At 56.5% G+C, this 15,497-nt stretch carries 16 protein-coding genes; 5 read left to right on the plus strand and 11 right to left on the minus strand.

The features are described 5' to 3' along the window. The first annotated feature begins 13 nt into the window (after window positions 1-13). Both mutS and mutL read left to right on the plus strand, forming a co-directional pair. Window positions 14-2,725: a DNA mismatch repair protein MutS gene (mutS, locus tag MBOO_RS06350; protein WP_012106765.1), complete on the plus strand. Its 2,712-nt coding sequence runs from the start codon at window positions 14-16 to the stop codon at window positions 2,723-2,725. Continuing rightward, window positions 2,725-4,563: a DNA mismatch repair endonuclease MutL gene (mutL, locus tag MBOO_RS06355; protein WP_012106766.1), complete on the plus strand. Its 1,839-nt coding sequence runs from the start codon at window positions 2,725-2,727 to the stop codon at window positions 4,561-4,563. Before mutS ends, mutL begins: the two co-directional genes overlap by 1 nt. Window positions 4,564-4,599: 36 nt before the next feature. Here mutL and MBOO_RS06360 read toward each other — a convergent pair whose 3' ends face one another. Further along, on the minus strand, window positions 4,600-6,144 hold the full coding sequence (locus tag MBOO_RS06360) for a CorA family divalent cation transporter (RefSeq protein WP_012106767.1): 1,545 nt from the start codon (window positions 6,142-6,144) through the stop codon (window positions 4,600-4,602). Window positions 6,145-6,331: 187 nt separating this feature from the next. On the opposite strand from MBOO_RS06360, the gene MBOO_RS06365 reads away from it, so the two are divergent. Beyond that, window positions 6,332-7,228 carry an HhH-GPD family protein gene (locus tag MBOO_RS06365; protein ID WP_232385640.1) on the plus strand — a complete coding sequence of 299 codons (897 nt, stop codon included), beginning with the start codon at window positions 6,332-6,334 and terminating at the stop codon, window positions 7,226-7,228. A gap of 67 nt (window positions 7,229-7,295) precedes the next feature. Further along, window positions 7,296-7,829 (plus strand): hypothetical protein, encoded by a 534-nt coding sequence (locus tag MBOO_RS06370; RefSeq protein ID WP_012106769.1) that lies wholly within the window; start codon window positions 7,296-7,298, stop codon window positions 7,827-7,829. A 41-nt stretch (window positions 7,830-7,870) separates the two neighbouring features. Here the strand turns inward: MBOO_RS06370 and MBOO_RS06375 are convergent, their stop codons facing one another. From MBOO_RS06375 to MBOO_RS06420, 10 genes are all read right to left on the minus strand, one after another. Continuing rightward, window positions 7,871-8,062, minus strand: coding sequence for a hypothetical protein (locus MBOO_RS06375; RefSeq protein ID WP_012106770.1), 192 nt, complete (start codon window positions 8,060-8,062; stop codon window positions 7,871-7,873). A 79-nt stretch (window positions 8,063-8,141) separates the two neighbouring features. Next, window positions 8,142-8,312 carry a hypothetical protein gene (locus MBOO_RS06380; protein ID WP_157677618.1) on the minus strand — a complete coding sequence of 57 codons (171 nt, stop codon included), beginning with the start codon at window positions 8,310-8,312 and terminating at the stop codon, window positions 8,142-8,144. An 83-nt stretch (window positions 8,313-8,395) separates the two neighbouring features. Beyond that, complete coding sequence (locus MBOO_RS06385) at window positions 8,396-9,007, minus strand: cobalt-precorrin-7 (C(5))-methyltransferase (RefSeq protein ID WP_012106772.1); 612 nt, start codon at window positions 9,005-9,007, stop codon at window positions 8,396-8,398. Continuing rightward, window positions 9,004-10,008, minus strand: coding sequence for a cobalt-precorrin-5B (C(1))-methyltransferase (locus MBOO_RS06390; protein ID WP_012106773.1), 1,005 nt, complete (start codon window positions 10,006-10,008; stop codon window positions 9,004-9,006). Before MBOO_RS06390 ends, MBOO_RS06385 begins: the two co-directional genes overlap by 4 nt. Continuing rightward, on the minus strand, window positions 10,005-10,670 hold the full coding sequence (locus tag MBOO_RS06395; protein WP_012106774.1) for a precorrin-8X methylmutase: 666 nt from the start codon (window positions 10,668-10,670) through the stop codon (window positions 10,005-10,007). The genes MBOO_RS06390 and MBOO_RS06395 overlap by 4 nt, the downstream gene beginning before the upstream one ends. Further along, on the minus strand, window positions 10,618-11,400 hold the full coding sequence (gene cobJ / locus MBOO_RS06400) for a precorrin-3B C(17)-methyltransferase (RefSeq protein WP_012106775.1): 783 nt from the start codon (window positions 11,398-11,400) through the stop codon (window positions 10,618-10,620). Before cobJ ends, MBOO_RS06395 begins: the two co-directional genes overlap by 53 nt. After that, on the minus strand, window positions 11,390-12,262 hold the full coding sequence (gene cbiG / locus MBOO_RS06405) for a cobalt-precorrin 5A hydrolase (protein WP_012106776.1): 873 nt from the start codon (window positions 12,260-12,262) through the stop codon (window positions 11,390-11,392). The genes cobJ and cbiG overlap by 11 nt, the downstream gene beginning before the upstream one ends. Continuing rightward, window positions 12,259-13,005 carry a cobalt-precorrin-4/precorrin-4 C(11)-methyltransferase gene (locus MBOO_RS06410; RefSeq protein WP_012106777.1) on the minus strand — a complete coding sequence of 249 codons (747 nt, stop codon included), beginning with the start codon at window positions 13,003-13,005 and terminating at the stop codon, window positions 12,259-12,261. The genes cbiG and MBOO_RS06410 overlap by 4 nt, the downstream gene beginning before the upstream one ends. A 2-nt stretch (window positions 13,006-13,007) precedes the next feature. Next, on the minus strand, window positions 13,008-13,613 hold the full coding sequence (locus MBOO_RS06415) for a cobalt-factor II C(20)-methyltransferase (RefSeq protein WP_012106778.1): 606 nt from the start codon (window positions 13,611-13,613) through the stop codon (window positions 13,008-13,010). Next, entirely contained in the window at window positions 13,604-14,146 is a 543-nt protein-coding gene (locus tag MBOO_RS06420) for a bifunctional cobalt-precorrin-7 (C(5))-methyltransferase/cobalt-precorrin-6B (C(15))-methyltransferase (protein ID WP_012106779.1), read from the minus strand. Before MBOO_RS06420 ends, MBOO_RS06415 begins: the two co-directional genes overlap by 10 nt. Window positions 14,147-14,348: 202 nt before the next feature. On the opposite strand from MBOO_RS06420, the gene MBOO_RS06425 reads away from it, so the two are divergent. Beyond that, complete coding sequence (locus MBOO_RS06425) at window positions 14,349-15,449, plus strand: sensor histidine kinase (RefSeq protein WP_012106780.1); 1,101 nt, start codon at window positions 14,349-14,351, stop codon at window positions 15,447-15,449. Window positions 15,450-15,497 lie beyond the last annotated feature (48 nt).

Raw genomic sequence — 15,497 nt, forward strand, 5'->3', positions numbered from 1 at the left:
CATAGTACTTCTGATGAAGACTGAGCCTTCTCTCGGCACCGGCCCGGCAGCCGATGATGGCAGAACCCTTACGCCCGGGATGCGGCAGTACCGGGAGATCAAGGCGCAGTACCCCGATGCAATTCTCTTTTTCCATATAGGGGACTTTTTTGAGACGCTGGAAGGCGATGCGGAGATCGTGTCAAAGGAGCTCGATCTTGTACTTACCTCACGGTCCAAGAATGGCGACCAGCGTATACCGCTTGCCGGGGTTCCCCATCATGCCGGTGAGGGATACATCGCCCGCCTCGTGGCAAAAGGGTACAAGGTTGCCATCTGCGAACAGACCGAGGACCCGAAAACAGCAAAGGGCCTGGTAAAACGCGAGGTGGTCCGGGTGATCACGCCCGGTACAGTAATTGATCCGGTAATGCTCCCCTCATCGGCTGCTGCGTACCTGATGGCGGTCTCTCCCGGCACAAAAGGTGCGGATTGGGGCATCGCGCTCCTGGACATCTCCACCGGTGAATTTTTTGTCCTTGCAATTCCGGCGGAAGGGAGTACCGGGAACCTCCGGTCCGAGATTGCCCGGTACCGCCCGGCGGAGTGTATCGTCCCCTCATCCGTGGACGAAGAACTGCGTACCTCGCTGCGGCGTGACGGTGTGGTGGTGACGCCTTATGCCGATGACCGTTTCCTTCCCGACCGGGCCGGGCGCACCCTTTGCGAACACTTCGGTGTCGCCTCCCTTGCCGGGTATGGCTGTGAGGGAATGCCGGCTGCGGTCTCAGCGGCCGGTGCAGCGCTCTCCTACGCGGCTGACACCCAGAAGTCCACACTCCCTCATGTGAGTTCCCTTTTCACGCGCTCATCAGCACAGGGCATGATGCTCGATGCGATCACCCTGCGCAACCTCGAGGTGCATGAGAGCATACGGGGCGGGACAAAAGGGGCAACGCTCTTTTCCACCCTTGACCGTACAAAGACCCCGATGGGCAGCCGGTTTTTACGCTTGCATCTGACCCGGCCGCTCACGGATATTGCCCGGATCAATGCACGGCTCGATGCTGTCGAATATTTCACTGCTTCAGCCACACTGCGCATGACCCTGCGCGAGCTTCTTACGCGCCATGCTGATATCGAGCGGATCACGGCACGAATCTCATATGGGAATGCCGGTCCGCGGGATCTTGTTGCCCTTGCCGAAACGCTCGCCACCCTCCCCGAGATCCGGAAACTGCTTGCCGGGCCTTCAGTGGGATCGGATAACAGCGCACCGGTTCCCCGGCGTGTTGCTGCTGCCCGGGACTGCCTTTTCGATCTCCCGTCCATAATCGATCTTATCCGGAGAGCGATCACCGATGATCCCCCGGCGATCGCAAAGAATGGCGGAGTTATCCGGTCCGGCTATTCGGCAGAGCTCGACGGGATGACCGGTGTCCTGCACTCAGGGAAGAACTGGATTGCAGAGCTCCAGCAGCAGGAGCGCGAAAAGACCGGGATCAAATCCCTCAAGATCGGATACAATCGGATCTTCGGGTATTACATTGATGTGAGCAAGAGCAATATTGCACTCGTGCCGGCCCGGTACGAGCGCCGGCAGACCACGGCAACCGGGGAACGGTACACCATTCCCGAACTCCGGGAAAAGGAGGCCGTGATCACGGATGCAGATGAGCGCGTTCTTGCGCTTGAACGCTCGCTGTATGCCGGCCTTATCGATGAGATCAGAAAGGAGATCCCCGCGCTCCAGAGCATTTCCCGCGGGATCGCAACGCTTGATGTTGCCGCTGCCCTTGCCGATGCGGCCACGGATTTCGATTACGTCCGCCCCCGGCCGGATACCGGGGATGCGATTACCTGCCGGGATATCCGTCACCCTGTGGTGGAGCAAAGCCTTGCCGGGGGTTTTGTCCCCAATGATACCGAGCTCTCCGGGTCAAAAAACCAGATCATGATCATCACCGGCGCCAACATGGCGGGCAAGTCCACCTACATGCGCTCGGTGGCGCTCTGCTGCATCATGGCCCAGGCGGGAAGTTTTGTCCCGGCCCGGTCTGCCCAAATTGGGATCATCGACCGGATCTTTACCCGTGTCGGGGCATTTGACGATCTTGCAAGCGGCCAGAGTACCTTCTTTGTCGAGATGCTCGAACTGGCAAATATCCTCAACAACATGACAGAAAAAAGTCTTGTGATCCTTGACGAGATCGGGCGTGGCACGAGCACGGCTGACGGGTGCTCGATCGCGCAGGCGGTACTCGAATACCTGCATGGAAAATCCTCTGCCGGCCCAAAGACACTCTTTGCCACCCACTTCCATGAACTCATTGGCATGGAAGCGGAGCTTAAGCGGGTAAAAAATTACCATTTTGCCGTGCAGGAGACTAAACAGGATGTAGTCTTCCTCCGGAAACTGATCCCCGGGGCAACCGACAAGAGTTACGGTATCCATGTTGCACGGCTTGCGGGCATCCCAAAAAAAGCAACTGACCGGGCCGAAGTCCACCTTTGCGAAACCCTCAAACGCGATGCTTCCGGTGGCTCAAAAGCACGGCGCTATACCCAGCTCCTGCTGGCAGACGACAACCTGCCGGCCCGGGCTGCTGCTGCTCCGGATCCGGTAATTGCGGAGATTGCCGGACTGGATCCTGATTCCATGACGCCAATGCAGGCACTCTCAAAACTGGCAGAACTCAAAAGTCGTGCAGGCAGGTCATGCAACATGCCCGGGAAGGATCTCTGATGGGCGCAGAGGAGCATCCCCCCGCGATACGGGTACTGGACCCGGCTACTGTCAACCAGATCGCGGCGGGAGAAGTGATCGAACGGCCGGCTTCGGTAGTAAAGGAAATGGTGGAGAATGCGATCGATGCCGGCGCCCGCACGATCCGGATTGATATTACTTCCGTGCAGGGTGGGATCACAGCGATAAAGGTAACCGACGACGGGTGCGGGATGTCGCCGGTTGATGCAGAGCTTGCCTTTGTCCCGCATGCCACAAGCAAGATCCATACGCTTGACGATCTCTTCTCCATCCATTCCCTGGGATTCCGGGGTGAGGCACTGGCAAGCATTGCGGCGATCGCAAAAGTTACACTTATTACAAAGCCACAAGGCAGCGACCGGGTGCCCGGTACCCGGATTGTGGTGGTGGGCGGAGAGATCCAATTACGTGGCGGGACCGGTGCCCCCGAAGGCACAAGCGTGCTTGTGGAAGAATTGTTCTTTAATACCCCTGCCCGGAAAAAGTTCCAGAAGAGCCTTACAACAGAAATTGCCCGCATCCACGGCATCCTCGAAGGCCTCTGCCTTGCCTGCCCGCAGATCTCGTTTAAGGTCTTCCATAACAACCGCGAGCAGCTGGCCACCGAGCGGACCGGCCGGCCGCTCGACACAATCGCCCGGATCTTCGGAAACGAATCTGCCCGCGAACTTATCCCGGCCGCCGCTGCCCTCCCGTTCATGCGTATATCCGGCTACATTTCCCGTCCGGCTCTCTCCCGCAAGGATCATGACCGGATCCTCATTGCGATCAATGGCAGGTACATCTCATCCCCACCCGTAACAACTGCCATCCGCGAAGGCTATGGGACTCTCCTTCCTCATGGCCGGTATCCTGTTGCGTTTCTCTCACTTGAGATCGACACCCGGCTTGTGGACATCAACGTCCATCCTACCAAAAAGGAGGTCCGGCTCACCAAAGAAAAAGAGATCACTGATGGTGTACGTGAAGCAGTGCGGGCAGCGCTTGCATCGGGCGATCTGATCCCTGAGGTGAACGCACCGAAACCGGTTTACCGGAAACTGGATGCCGGGGGATCTGACTTATCTCCTGTGCCGTATGTTGCAGAACCTGCAGAACCGTACTGTGCCGGAACCCTCCCTTCAGCAGTATCCACAGGAACGCTCTCGCCATTCACGGAACCGACCCATACCGGGACGGTTGCAACCGATTATCGCCTCCGCCAGACCGAGCTTGCAAGCGGTGTCCCGCCGGTTACGGCCGTAGTGCCGGAGATGGATGTAATCGGGCAGATTGGCGGGATCTATATCCTTGCCGAAGCGGCTGGCGGGGAACTTATCATTATCGACCAGCACGCTGCCCACGAGCGAATCTTCTATGAGCAGGTGACAAGGAGCATGGCAGCCCGGCAGGCTCAGGAGCTGCTTGTCCCGGCAATCATCCACTGCCCTCCCAAAGATACTGCGATTCTCAAAAGCCTGATCCCCGCGCTTGCTCAGGAAGGTGTTATTATCGAGGAGTTCGGGGCCGGATCCTTTCTGGTCCGGGCAGTTCCTGCCCTGATGGGAAAGGTGGAGGGGCCGGCAATGATTGACGACCTGGTAAGCGATCTCCTCCACAAGGACCTTGACCGCCCGGTCAGCGACCGGGAGCGCCTGACCCGGATCATTGCCTGCCGGAGCGCGATAAAAGCCGGTACGGTCTGCACCGTCGAACAGTGCCGGCGGCTTATTTCCCAGCTCAGGGCAACAACGACACCGTTTACCTGCCCGCACGGCCGGCCCACCATGGTCAGGTTCACCCGCGCAAAACTGGACGAGATGTTCAAGCGGACATAAAAAAAAATCACCATTTAAAAAAAAGGAAATCGTATTTCACATCCTGAGCCAGCCGAGCCGGTAATACACCCAAGCCGTGGCAAGCATGGCAATTCCCACAATGACTACGATCTGGGGAAGGGATATTGGCCAGGGATTACCCTCAAGGTTCGAACCAAGGAGGCTTCCTACCACCGTCGGGATAATGGTCAGTGCAGAGAGGACCGCGATCAGCTTCATGACCCGGCCCATCTGGAACGAGGTAGCATTGAAGTAATAATCATTCAGCGATGAGACGTTTTCCGTGATATCGTCAGAGATATCGTACAGGTACGATGCCCGGTCCAGAAGGGCCGAGAAACGCGAACCATCCTCCATGCCATGGAGTACCACCTTGCCGGTTACAATGCTGTTAAGGACATCCCGGGTATGGAGGAGCCAGGAGTGGATCCGGACCGATTCTTTTTTGAGCCTGAAGGTTTCCGAAAAGAAACTTGCCGGCTGTTCGCTTATGGGAAGCGAGCCGGTGTATTCCAGTTCGTCTTCGATGGAACGCAATGTCTCCTCCATCCTTGATAACGCATCCTGGAAGAACCGGTAGGTTATTTCCGCAGGGGTAAGGGTATCGTGTTCCAGGAGTGCGTCTTTTGCGATCAGTGCCGGGGCCTGGGGTGGCAGGGCAGAGAAAGTCAGCAGGGTGTGATCCTTACTCACAATGAGGATCCATCGCCACGCAATGAGGATCTGCCGGGGGTTTGCCGGATTGTGGCGGCTTTCTCGGATTTTCAGGTACACCGCGGCATATGTACGGTGGGATCTTGCCCAGGGAAATGCACGTTCCCTGAGCGCCTCACTGAGAAGGCTTACAGAAACCCCGGTCAACCGGGAAATATTTGGGAGATCCGCCGGTGTGACTGAGGTAAAATCATACCATTTCATGACCCCTTCGGGGAGCCCGGTCGGGATAGTGCGATCAGCATCCGGAAGCTCGCGCAATTCCCGGGCAAGCCAGGTTCTGCCGGTACCGGCAGGGGCAGGATACAGGATACTTACAGTACACTCCTGAGCCCGGACAGTTGAGGTATCTGTATCCTGATCCGATCCGGACTCTGTGCGGGCATATACCCGGGTACCCAGCGCCGCGCTCCGGGCGAGCCGGAGCAACCGGAGCAGACGCAGGGATCCGGTTACGGTCTGGAATGCCCCGGCAAGTATGCCAGCTACCGGTGCGGCAATAATAAAGAGATCCAGGATATGCCAGGGATTTATAAAAAATTCCCGACGGTTTTCTGCAAACGCGAGCTTGAGTGTATATTCGAGAATAAAAATTACGAGGATTGCACTGTCAAGCGTACCCAATACGACCTGTCCCGCAGGGGAAATCTCCACAAAGAACGGGATAAGGAGGACAGGAATAAGGACAAGGGAGAGTGCGATCATCAGGTAATCGGAAAAGATGGCATCAATGCTCCTCTGGAGCCGTGGACGCCGTGAACCCTGCTCCATGTCCTGCCAGTCTTTCCAGCGCATAAAGCGCTCCTCTCCATCGGTCGCCCCGCCCCCCTCGTACTGGTGGGCGCTGTCTTTTGGATCCTGACCCATACGCATTTCCTTAAGATACGATAGTCAGGTACACTACATAAAGAGTATTTAACCTTGCAGTTTCCGGCCCGGTCGGGACGGCACCGGTTATCAGGGGAACGGCTACCAAAAAGCGGGAAAATCCCGGCAGATTGTCATGCAGCAATCCCAATTCTTATCATCTTATGAAAAGATCCGTACGGGAGAAATGACGGGCGCTGTCAGGAAAAAAAAGAGCATCCAGTCTATGCTCGACACAAACGATTTTGCCTTTTCGCCAGACATCCCGACAGAGGATGAGGGGATTCAATTCCGGAACATGGTGCTTTTGTTTTACCAATCCCGCGGCCGGCACGACATGCTCTGGCGTCACACGGATGACCCGTACCGGATCCTGGTCTCGGAAATCATGCTCCAGCAGACGCAGGTAGACCGCGTTGCGATAAAGTATCCTGAATTCATTGCTGCATTCCCGGATGCAGCGGCCCTTGCCCGGGCCCCTCTTGCCGATGTACTGGCTGCATGGCAGGGAATGGGATATAACCGCCGGGCAGTGGCCTTAAAGAAAAGCGCTGAAAAGATGGTGGATGAATTTGGTGGTACGCTTCCCGGCGACCCGGCGGTTCTAGCCACCTTTCCCGGCATCGGGCCGGCAACTGCAGCCTCCATCTGTGCTTTTGCCTATAACCTGCCGGTGGTCTTTATCGAGACGAACATCCGCCGGGTCTTTATCCATTTCTTCTTTTCCGATGCGGACACGGTAACCGATGCAGAGATCCTGCCGCTTGTGGAACAGACCCTTGACCGGGAAAATCCCCGGGTCTGGTACTGGGCACTGATGGATCTCGGCACGGAACTCAAAAAAAAGGTACCCAATCCCAACCGAAAGAGCGCGGCTTACGTAAAACAAGCCCCGTTTGCGGGATCGGACCGGCGGATCCGGGGCCTGATCCTGAAATATGTCATAGCACATGCCCCGGTCCGGGAGAAGGCAATTGTTACTGCAGTAGCAGAAGATCCGGCCCGTATTCGCCGGATCCTTGCTATGCTTGAACGTGAGGGATTTCTGGCAAAAGCAAAGGACGGGTTCCGGATCGCAGAATAAGCAGTCCTGTTCCGATCACCATATTGATATGCCCGGTTGTCCACATTTCCTCTCTTGAGGAACTCTTATGCCGGACCTCAAAAACATCCCCGATAACGTGCGCTGGCACTACGCTGCACAGTGCGCTGCAAAACTCCCGGCGCTGTACGAGATCTCGTTCCGTGATGCCCTGGGAGAAAAATTTGCCGTGCTCGAACAGGATATCTGGATGGAAATAGCAAAGATGGTAAAGGAGATCGCTCATACAAGCTCTTTTCCGACCGGGAATGCAAAGGAGATTGCAAAGGCCGTCCAGAATGCCACCATCATTCTTTTCGGGCCCGAATACGGCGGCGAGATCATGGAAGTTTCAGATGATGGTGCGGTGATACTGGTCAAACGCTGCCCGTTTCTGGTCCACAGTGATACGCTCTCAAGCGATCACGAACGTGCCTTCTCCCGCTGCATGGCGCTTACCCTTACGGCAGTCCCTATCCTCAACAAGGACTATACCGCACGTTTCGTGCGGGCCATGTGTACCGGCGACAAACGGTGTGAAGTGAAGATCGAGAAAAAGCCCCCGGTGTCAAAAAAAGAGGAGAAAACGGGTGTAAAGAAATAGCCGGATTATTCCCGGTATCCCATTTTTGGTCAGACCTGTTTTTACCTGAGTATATACCCGATGATCACGCAGACAATACCCGGATAGAAGAGAACGGAAAAATACGCCCGTATCTCGGCAGGCAGGAACCCAAGCCCGTTAAGCTCGGGAAGGATCAGCAGGATAAGGCCGACAATAAAGAACAGGTAGCTGAACTGCGTTTTTGAGACAGATGAAGACTTTCCGGCACTCATGAGGTATTCCCTGTTCCAGAGGTTGGATCCCTTCCCGTAAAAGAGTTATTACCGTACGGGATCCTGACCCGGGCGCATTTCAGTTGGTTTTTGTGCTGTCCCTGAGGACGAAAAAGGCCACAAGGCCAAAGACGATCCCCACGACAACGGCAAACCCCGCCGGTGTACCGATCAGGGCAACGATGATCGCGACAATAATCCCAAGGAGGATCCCCTTTACCTGCGGTGCGGTAAGACGCCAGACCTTCATGCCGGTTTGTTTTGATCCCGGAAGTAAATAGAGATCGCGTTTACCAAAGCCTCCCGGGGAATCGCGGTAAACGGGTACCGGCATCAGGCCGGTTTCTTTGCGACTTCCCCGAATTGTCCGATCACCAGGGAGTAGAGATCCGCATCAGGCAGGGGCGGGGCTGCGAGATCACCGGTCAGGATCTGTTCATCGGGATATCCCAGATTTTCACAGACCGCGATCCGGATCTGCCCGGGAAGCCCCATGGTACCCAGGCGCCGGTATAATTCGTCCACGTCAAAGCGGGGATCTGCAATGAGAAAAACCACTTTTTCCCGGCGGAGTTCCTCAATGGTCTCCTGCATGGCCCGGTCATGCCCCCGCCCGTGGGCAACGATCACGGCTACCCGGGAGAGCGGGAGATGGAGCCGGGCAGCAGCTACCTGGAGGGAGGAGATACCGGGCACCACTTCCCCGGGCAGGTACCCAAGGCCGGCAAGCATAGGATCGCCGGTCGAGAGCACAACGGCATTCTCGGGGAGCTGGGCAAGGTTCCGGTAATCGCTGATGGACCTGACTACGCAGGTGGGCGGGATGAGTTTCTGTACCATTTCGATGGCCCGGCCGGAGCCGTAAATGAGCCGTGCCGAGCGGATCACCTGTACCGCCTGCTCGGTGATCAGGCCCGGTCCGCACCCCACACCAACGATCTTCATGGACTCTCCGCGATAACAGTTCCTTCCCGGTTCACCAGTACCACCCGCACGCGGGGATGTTTTTTCTTATATGCTACAAGGATGGGGAGTGCGACCGAAGGGAAAGAAGGCGAGGCTGCAAGCTCTTCCACGGTCGCATACCCGGTCTTATCCAGAATATGCGGTTCGATATATTTTAAGATCAGGGCCGGCAGGCCGCAGAGAGTAACTTCCCCTTTGGCCGCGGCAAGTGCTCCTTTTATCTTACCTCCGGCAAGCACTACTTCACGATCGGGAAAAAGCAGCCGGGCATACCTGAGCCCGACCCGTCCGGTAGTGATAACCGGGTCTGTTGCCCCGGCCACACGGGCTATCACCGAATCTTCAAGATGATCGTCCCAGGGTTCGACAAGACCGGTTGAACCAAGCACCGAAATCCCGCCTTCGATTCCAATCCTGGGGTTAAGGGTCTGGTCTGCAATGGTCCTCCCTTCCGGGATTGAGAGCGTAACGGTTGCACCGGAAAGACCGGTTGCTCCAAGTGCTTCTTCCATGGAGGAGAGGATGCAGGCAAGCGGGGCTGTGCTTATGGCCGGTTCCCTTTTTTTGTACCGCGGTGTATCCCGTACAAAGTGGCCGATGCCCGGCCCGGGTACCAGCAAAATCCCTTTTTGGGCAACTGCGGCATCTGCAATAAATTCGATCCCGGCAGTCACATCGGAGGGGTAATCGCCGGCGTACTTCCTGCACGAGGCATGACCGGCCCGGGCCTTGACCGGAAGATCTGCAGAAAGCCCGCAGGGCAGCTGAATTGTTACCCGTGAAATATCCCCGGCAAGGGAGAGTATTGCTGCCTTGCATGCAGCAGCGGCAGTCGTCCCGGTAGTATATCCCCTCAAAAGCACGGTTCCTGACGAGGTGAGTACCGCAGATCCCCCTCTGACCTTCTCAAGGCCGGCAGGATCGGATACCTTCTCTACCCATGCTGCGGGGTACACAAAACCGGTGACCGGGTCCCTCATGGAGCCGATTCCTCAATCAGGATCGTTATAATCTCGTTTATGGCTGCAACTGCCACAGGAGTACCACCCCGTGTCCCCTCCGTGGAAACGGCGGGGATGTCAATTGTCCGCAGGAGCTCTTTTGATTCTGCTGCATTCACAAAACCCACCGGTGCACCGATCACAACTGCGGGCCGGATACCCTCTTTGATCATAGCGCAGACCGTGAGAAGTGCGGACGGAGCGTTCCCGATCACCACAATGGACCCGGCAATCCTGTCGCGGAGTGCGATAAAACCGGCAGAACTCCTTGTTATTCCCTGTTCCTGTGCAATATCACTGCCAAAATCGAGTGCGCAGAGGACCTCAGAATGGTGTCCTTTTTTCTGGATCCCGACCTGGACCATGCGGATATCGGTAATGATCGGGGCACGGGCTTTAAGTGCGGCCACCGCTGCTGCTACCGGGTCGGCACTGAACCTGAGCAGGTCAGCCATGGCAAAATCGCCAACCGCGACCGAGCAGCGCTGCCGGACCCGGTCCTCAGGAGTTTTGTTCCCCACCATCTTCCGCGCAAGGGTCCGCGAGGTCTTTGAGATCTCATAGGCCTCGGGAGTGGTTGCGCCGGGGTCAATATACGTACTTTCGGTGGTACCCGCGTGGTGTGATGATTCCTTTGACATTGTTACCCATCCTCCATATCCTGCTTTCGCTCCCGCCAATAATCACGGTCGTGTGCATGTCAACATCGTCCATGACATGTTCGATCTCCCCCAGTGTCACGATAACAGGGTCAGCCTGTCCCTCGCGAAGGGCATTTTTCACTATCGCTACCGGCACGGTTGGCGGATAATATTTCCGGGCATGCTCGATTGCAAGGGCAAAGTTGTGTGGCCGGCCATGGCTCCGGGGATTGTAGAGCACGACAGGAATCCCGACCGAAAATGCTGCATCGAGTCTCTTCTCGATCACTTCGAGCGGGGTTAAAAGGTCCGAGAGGGAAATGACCGCAAAATCCCCGGAGAGCGGGGATCCCACAAGGGAAGCGGCGGCGTTTGCTGCCGTAACGCCCGGCACGATCTCAACCGGGATCTCCGCCCCCGAGTGCTCCAGCACTTCGAGCACAATGCCGGCCATGCCGTACACCCCGGCATCACCGCCAGATACCATGGCAACAGTGTGGGACTGTGCAAGCTCGATCGCTGTTTTTGCCCGCTCCACCTCTTTTCCCATCGAGCTCCGGATTACCTGCTTTCCTTCGAGCAGGGAGCCGATGGAGTCAAGGTAACTGTCGTTTCCGATGACATATTCCGCACGGGCAATCGCGTGTGCGGCCCGGACCGTCAGGTATTCCGTGCGGCCGGGACCAATTCCCACGATAAAAAGGCCGGGTGCAGGGTGCTCAGCGGGCAATGGCAATGGTCACCTTTGAAAAAACTTTCTTGTTCATAATCAGTTCCCGGTGCTTTGAGACAGCAAGTGCACAGGGTTCGGCAACGCCGATTAAACCGAGCCTCTTTGCCTTCGATGGAGTCCGGGGCACCTGCGCGTTAATAGTGTCATCGTCAAGGAATATTAAAGGGGCTGGGATTGAGGCAACAGCGTCGATGAGCCCGGTCTCGCTGCATTTCTTTGCGGTCGTTGCAAAGAGCATGACCTCATCTTTTTGTATTCCCGCTTCTGCAAAAGCCCCGTTTATCGCCCGGGTCACTTCGGCTTCAGTCACGCCCTTCCGGCAGCCGATCCCGACTGCATACGTGCCCCGGCGGATAAGTATGGAGACATCCGGGCCGGCAAGAACGATCCCGGGCCCGGGAACAGAATACACCTTGGTATTCCCGTCAAGGATCCCCGCATTGACCGCCCGTGTGGAGTCGTGGTTCACGATATCGCGACCCTCACGCTCTGCAATTCCCTCCACCGAATCATGCCCGGTAGCCTCAGTGGCCGTTGAGATGACCGGGATAAGCCCCAGTGCTTCAAGTTCCTTTGCAAGGGCATTTGCCCCATGGTGGCCACCAAGCAGAGGTACTGCATAGGAAAAATCCGGTGTGACCACAACAACAGCCGGGTCGGTCCACTTGTCCGAAAGCAGGGGAGCAATGCCCCGGACCGCGATGCCCATGGACATCAGCGCAACAATCCGCCGGGCTTTGGGAAAAACCTCGGCAAAGATTTCGGCCCGGTACTCCATAACATCCGCATCAAGGAGTGCCGCAATCCGCCGGGCATCAGGCAGGAAGCGGGCCAGGGCGATCACAACCGAGTCTGTCATGAATAGAGGTACGAAGTGATGTGGCCTTCCTTTCTGGTGCCGACAACTCCCCCGATAAGGAGCAGGGCGGTATGCTCGATCCCGGCTGCACGTGCCTTTGCCGCAATATCGGCAACATTGCCCCGGACAATCTTCTGGTCAGGCCACGAGGCATGGTACACCACCGCAGCCGGGGTTTCCTGAGGGCAGGTGAGTTTTGCCGTGATCTCTTCAAGTTTTTCCGTGCCAAGGAAAACCACCAGGGTAGTGTTGAGGAGCGAGAATTCAGCAAGCTGATCTTTTTCCAGGGTCTTACCCGCCGGCCGGGTCACGATCACTGATTCGGAAACGCCCCGGAGGGTGAGCTGGGTCTTAAGTGCTGCTGCAGCGGCAAAGAGTGAGGAGACGCCGGGCACAACCTCCGTTGCCACGCCCCGGGCCTCAAGGATCTCCATCTGCTCGACAATTGCCCCATAGAGAGCGGGATCGCCCGAATGGAGGCGCACGACCTTTTTCCCGGCCTTTGCATTCTTTTCCAGTGCATCGACCATATCATCGAGGTGCATGCCCCAGCTGTCCTGTTTTACGGCAGCTCCCGATTGCTCCACAAGAACAGGGTTCACAAGCGATCCTGCGTAGATCAGGACATCTGCGGTGTTGACCAGTTCCTGTCCCTTGACCGTAATAAGACCGGGATCCCCGGGTCCGGCACCGACAAACCAGACCTTTGCCCCGGTATCCCGGGATTTTTTTGCCATGGTCATAGTCAGCGCCTCGCGTACAGAACGCTCATGTAATCGGTCTTCTCCGGGATCTTGTCATCCCGGTACACTTTCATATCAGGAAAGAACATCCGCTCAACGAGAACAAATTCGCGGTATCCCTCTTTTTTGAGGCCGGCAATAATCTTTTGCGGGTGCCGGGCCTTAAGCCGGATCAGGGCCGAGGGTTCTGCGCCATCTGAAACCACAAAACCGCCATTGAGCGGGACGTCAGCTGCTGCAGCAAAGGCCGTGATTGCACTGATGCCGGGCTCGGTCCGGCAGGAAATACCCGGGTGATGTTTTTCAAGAATGGAGCAGAGACGCGAGAACGTGGAAAAGAAGTTCGGGTCGCCAAGGATCCCGAAAACCGCAAGGCCCGTTTCTGCAACAGGGGCGATCTTTTCTGCATTGGCCTCCAGGCACGCCCGGATCCGGTCCTCATCATCGGTCATGGGAAAGTCAAGCATCACGGACTCGCGGTACGGGGCAACCAGGTCTGCGGCAATCCGGCCCGGGACAAATACGGTGTCTGCCTCTTTGAGCAGCCGGACGGCACGGAGTGTTAAGAGCTCGGGGTTTCCCGGGCCAAGGCCAAGTCCTACGAGCATGCGGCACCAGCCCCGACAATGATATACACCGGATCGATCGGTTTGAACATGAAACTCTTGCCGAGTGCACAGGAGCGGGACACCTGGACGTTTACCGCCTCGCGGAAGATCCCCAGCGCCTGCATCGTGGCAGTAACGGTTGCAAGGGTGGAGACTAAAACGGCATTGACCACGATCACCCGGCGGACTCTCTTTGCAATCAGCGGCAGGAACGTTTCGATCTGCTGCGAACCCCCGACAAATGCGCAGTCAAAAAGGGGAGCAGATGCCAGGAAATCTGCCGCTTCCCCGCAGAAGAATTCGATATTGGCTGCACCGGCCTCCTGTGCTGCTTTTTGTGCATACGCAATTGCCTCCGGACGCCGGTCAATGGCGTACACTTTCTTTGCCCGCAAAGCAGCCGCAATTGCCACCTTGCCGGTCCCGCACCCGAGATCAAGAACTGTATCACTCGAGGTAATGTTCATCTTAAATAACGAGACTGCAAGGATCTCGTCCTGGGTCGGACCGCCGGCAGGCGCTGCATTGGCCATCTTCACAATTTAGGTTACGGTAAGGTATTAAATTCTTGTTTACGTTCAAAAGAAAAGCATGGCCGAAAAATTCAGCCCGGCTCGTTAACAGGTCCTGACAGTATGGTGTGCGGAGCCCTTATCGCAGAACCGTTCCCTGCCGAGAGGTATATATGGCGCTCCTGCAACATTACCTGTAGGGATATTCCCGGGAGCGGATCCAGTGAACGAGACTTCTTCGCCTGGCACCCTGTACAATGCCCCGGACCGGCTCAAGCTGATTGTCCTTGCCATCCTTGTCCTTGTTGGCGTGTTTCTTGAGGGCATTGTCCATTATCTGTACCACATCTCGGCCGTGTACACGCAGTTCTACTACCTCATAGTGGTCGTAGTCTGCCTGTGGTACGGCCGGGCCGCTATTGCGATTGCACTCTTCTTTGGGGCTCTCCAGATTGCAGTAAGCTGGCTGCTTGCGCCGGACTCCCTGCCGTACGAGGCCATTATCCGGGCGCTGATGCTCCTTCTTGTGGCGATCGTGATCTGGAAGATCGTGGAGGAGATGACGGGATATTACAACCGGCTCCTTATCCAGAATGCAGAGCTTAAGGATCTCAATGCCCGGCTGGACGCATCCCGTGAAGCATTCCTTACCGCAAACAAGAAACTCAATCTTCTTTCCGGCATTACCCGGCACGACATAAGGAACCAGCTGACCGCACTCCTTGCATATATCGAACTCTCCCGGATGATCCAACAGGATCCCGAGATGACCGCTACCATTGACAAGGAAGAGCTCGTGGCAAACAACATCCTGCGCCAGATCGAGTTTACGAAGGACTACGAAGATATCGGTGTAAAAACGCCTACATGGAACAACGTGGCAGAGGAGATGAGAATCCTTTTGCCGCAGCTCAAATCTGCCGGAATCGCCCTTGAGATCTCCACTGGCGATCTCGAAATTTATGCTGACCCCCTGCTCGAAAAGGTTTTTGAGAATCTGGTGGACAATTCCCTCCGTCATGGGGAGCATGTCCGGCACATTACCGTGTCATACCGGAAAAATCCTGACGGTCTGGCGCTTATCTACCGCGATGACGGAGTGGGTGTGGCAGCCGCAGAAAAAGAGAAGATCTTTGATCGTGGTTTTGGGAAGAACACCGGCCTTGGACTCTTTATCTCCCGTGAGATCCTTTCAATTACCGGCCTTTCCATCAGTGAGTGCGGGACACCCGGGACCGGGGTGCAGTTTGAGATCGGGGTACCGGAAGGGAGATACCGGTTTATCGGGAGCACGGAATCAGTGAATGATGGACAGGGACGCTGAACCTGTCATTTCCCGGCATACGGGATTACCCGGTGGCCTTCCCTGTTA

This window comes from Methanoregula boonei 6A8, assembly GCF_000017625.1.
Taxonomy (GTDB): Archaea; Halobacteriota; Methanomicrobia; order Methanomicrobiales; family Methanospirillaceae; genus Methanoregula; species Methanoregula boonei.

Coding starts and splice junctions, on each gene's coding strand:
- MBOO_RS06385 (WP_012106772.1), bottom strand. CDS start 9,007: ATGAAGATCGTTGGTGTGGGGTGCGGACCGGGCCTGATCACCGAGCAG.
- MBOO_RS06410 (WP_012106777.1), bottom strand. CDS start 13,005: ATGACCATGGCAAAAAAATCCCGGGATACCGGGGCAAAGGTCTGGTTT.
- mutL (WP_012106766.1), top strand. CDS start 2,725: ATGGGCGCAGAGGAGCATCCCCCCGCGATACGGGTACTGGACCCGGCT.
- MBOO_RS06380 (WP_157677618.1), bottom strand. CDS start 8,312: ATGAAGGTCTGGCGTCTTACCGCACCGCAGGTAAAGGGGATCCTCCTT.
- MBOO_RS06370 (WP_012106769.1), top strand. CDS start 7,296: ATGCCGGACCTCAAAAACATCCCCGATAACGTGCGCTGGCACTACGCT.
- MBOO_RS06360 (WP_012106767.1), bottom strand. CDS start 6,144: ATGGGTCAGGATCCAAAAGACAGCGCCCACCAGTACGAGGGGGGCGGG.
- cbiG (WP_012106776.1), bottom strand. CDS start 12,262: ATGACAGACTCGGTTGTGATCGCCCTGGCCCGCTTCCTGCCTGATGCC.
- MBOO_RS06395 (WP_012106774.1), bottom strand. CDS start 10,670: ATGTCAAAGGAATCATCACACCACGCGGGTACCACCGAAAGTACGTAT.
- MBOO_RS06375 (WP_012106770.1), bottom strand. CDS start 8,062: ATGAGTGCCGGAAAGTCTTCATCTGTCTCAAAAACGCAGTTCAGCTAC.
- MBOO_RS06420 (WP_012106779.1), bottom strand. CDS start 14,146: ATGGCCAATGCAGCGCCTGCCGGCGGTCCGACCCAGGACGAGATCCTT.
- MBOO_RS06365 (WP_232385640.1), top strand. CDS start 6,332: ATGACGGGCGCTGTCAGGAAAAAAAAGAGCATCCAGTCTATGCTCGAC.
- MBOO_RS06390 (WP_012106773.1), bottom strand. CDS start 10,008: ATGAGGGACCCGGTCACCGGTTTTGTGTACCCCGCAGCATGGGTAGAG.
- mutS (WP_012106765.1), top strand. CDS start 14: ATGAAGACTGAGCCTTCTCTCGGCACCGGCCCGGCAGCCGATGATGGC.
- MBOO_RS06415 (WP_012106778.1), bottom strand. CDS start 13,613: ATGCTCGTAGGACTTGGCCTTGGCCCGGGAAACCCCGAGCTCTTAACA.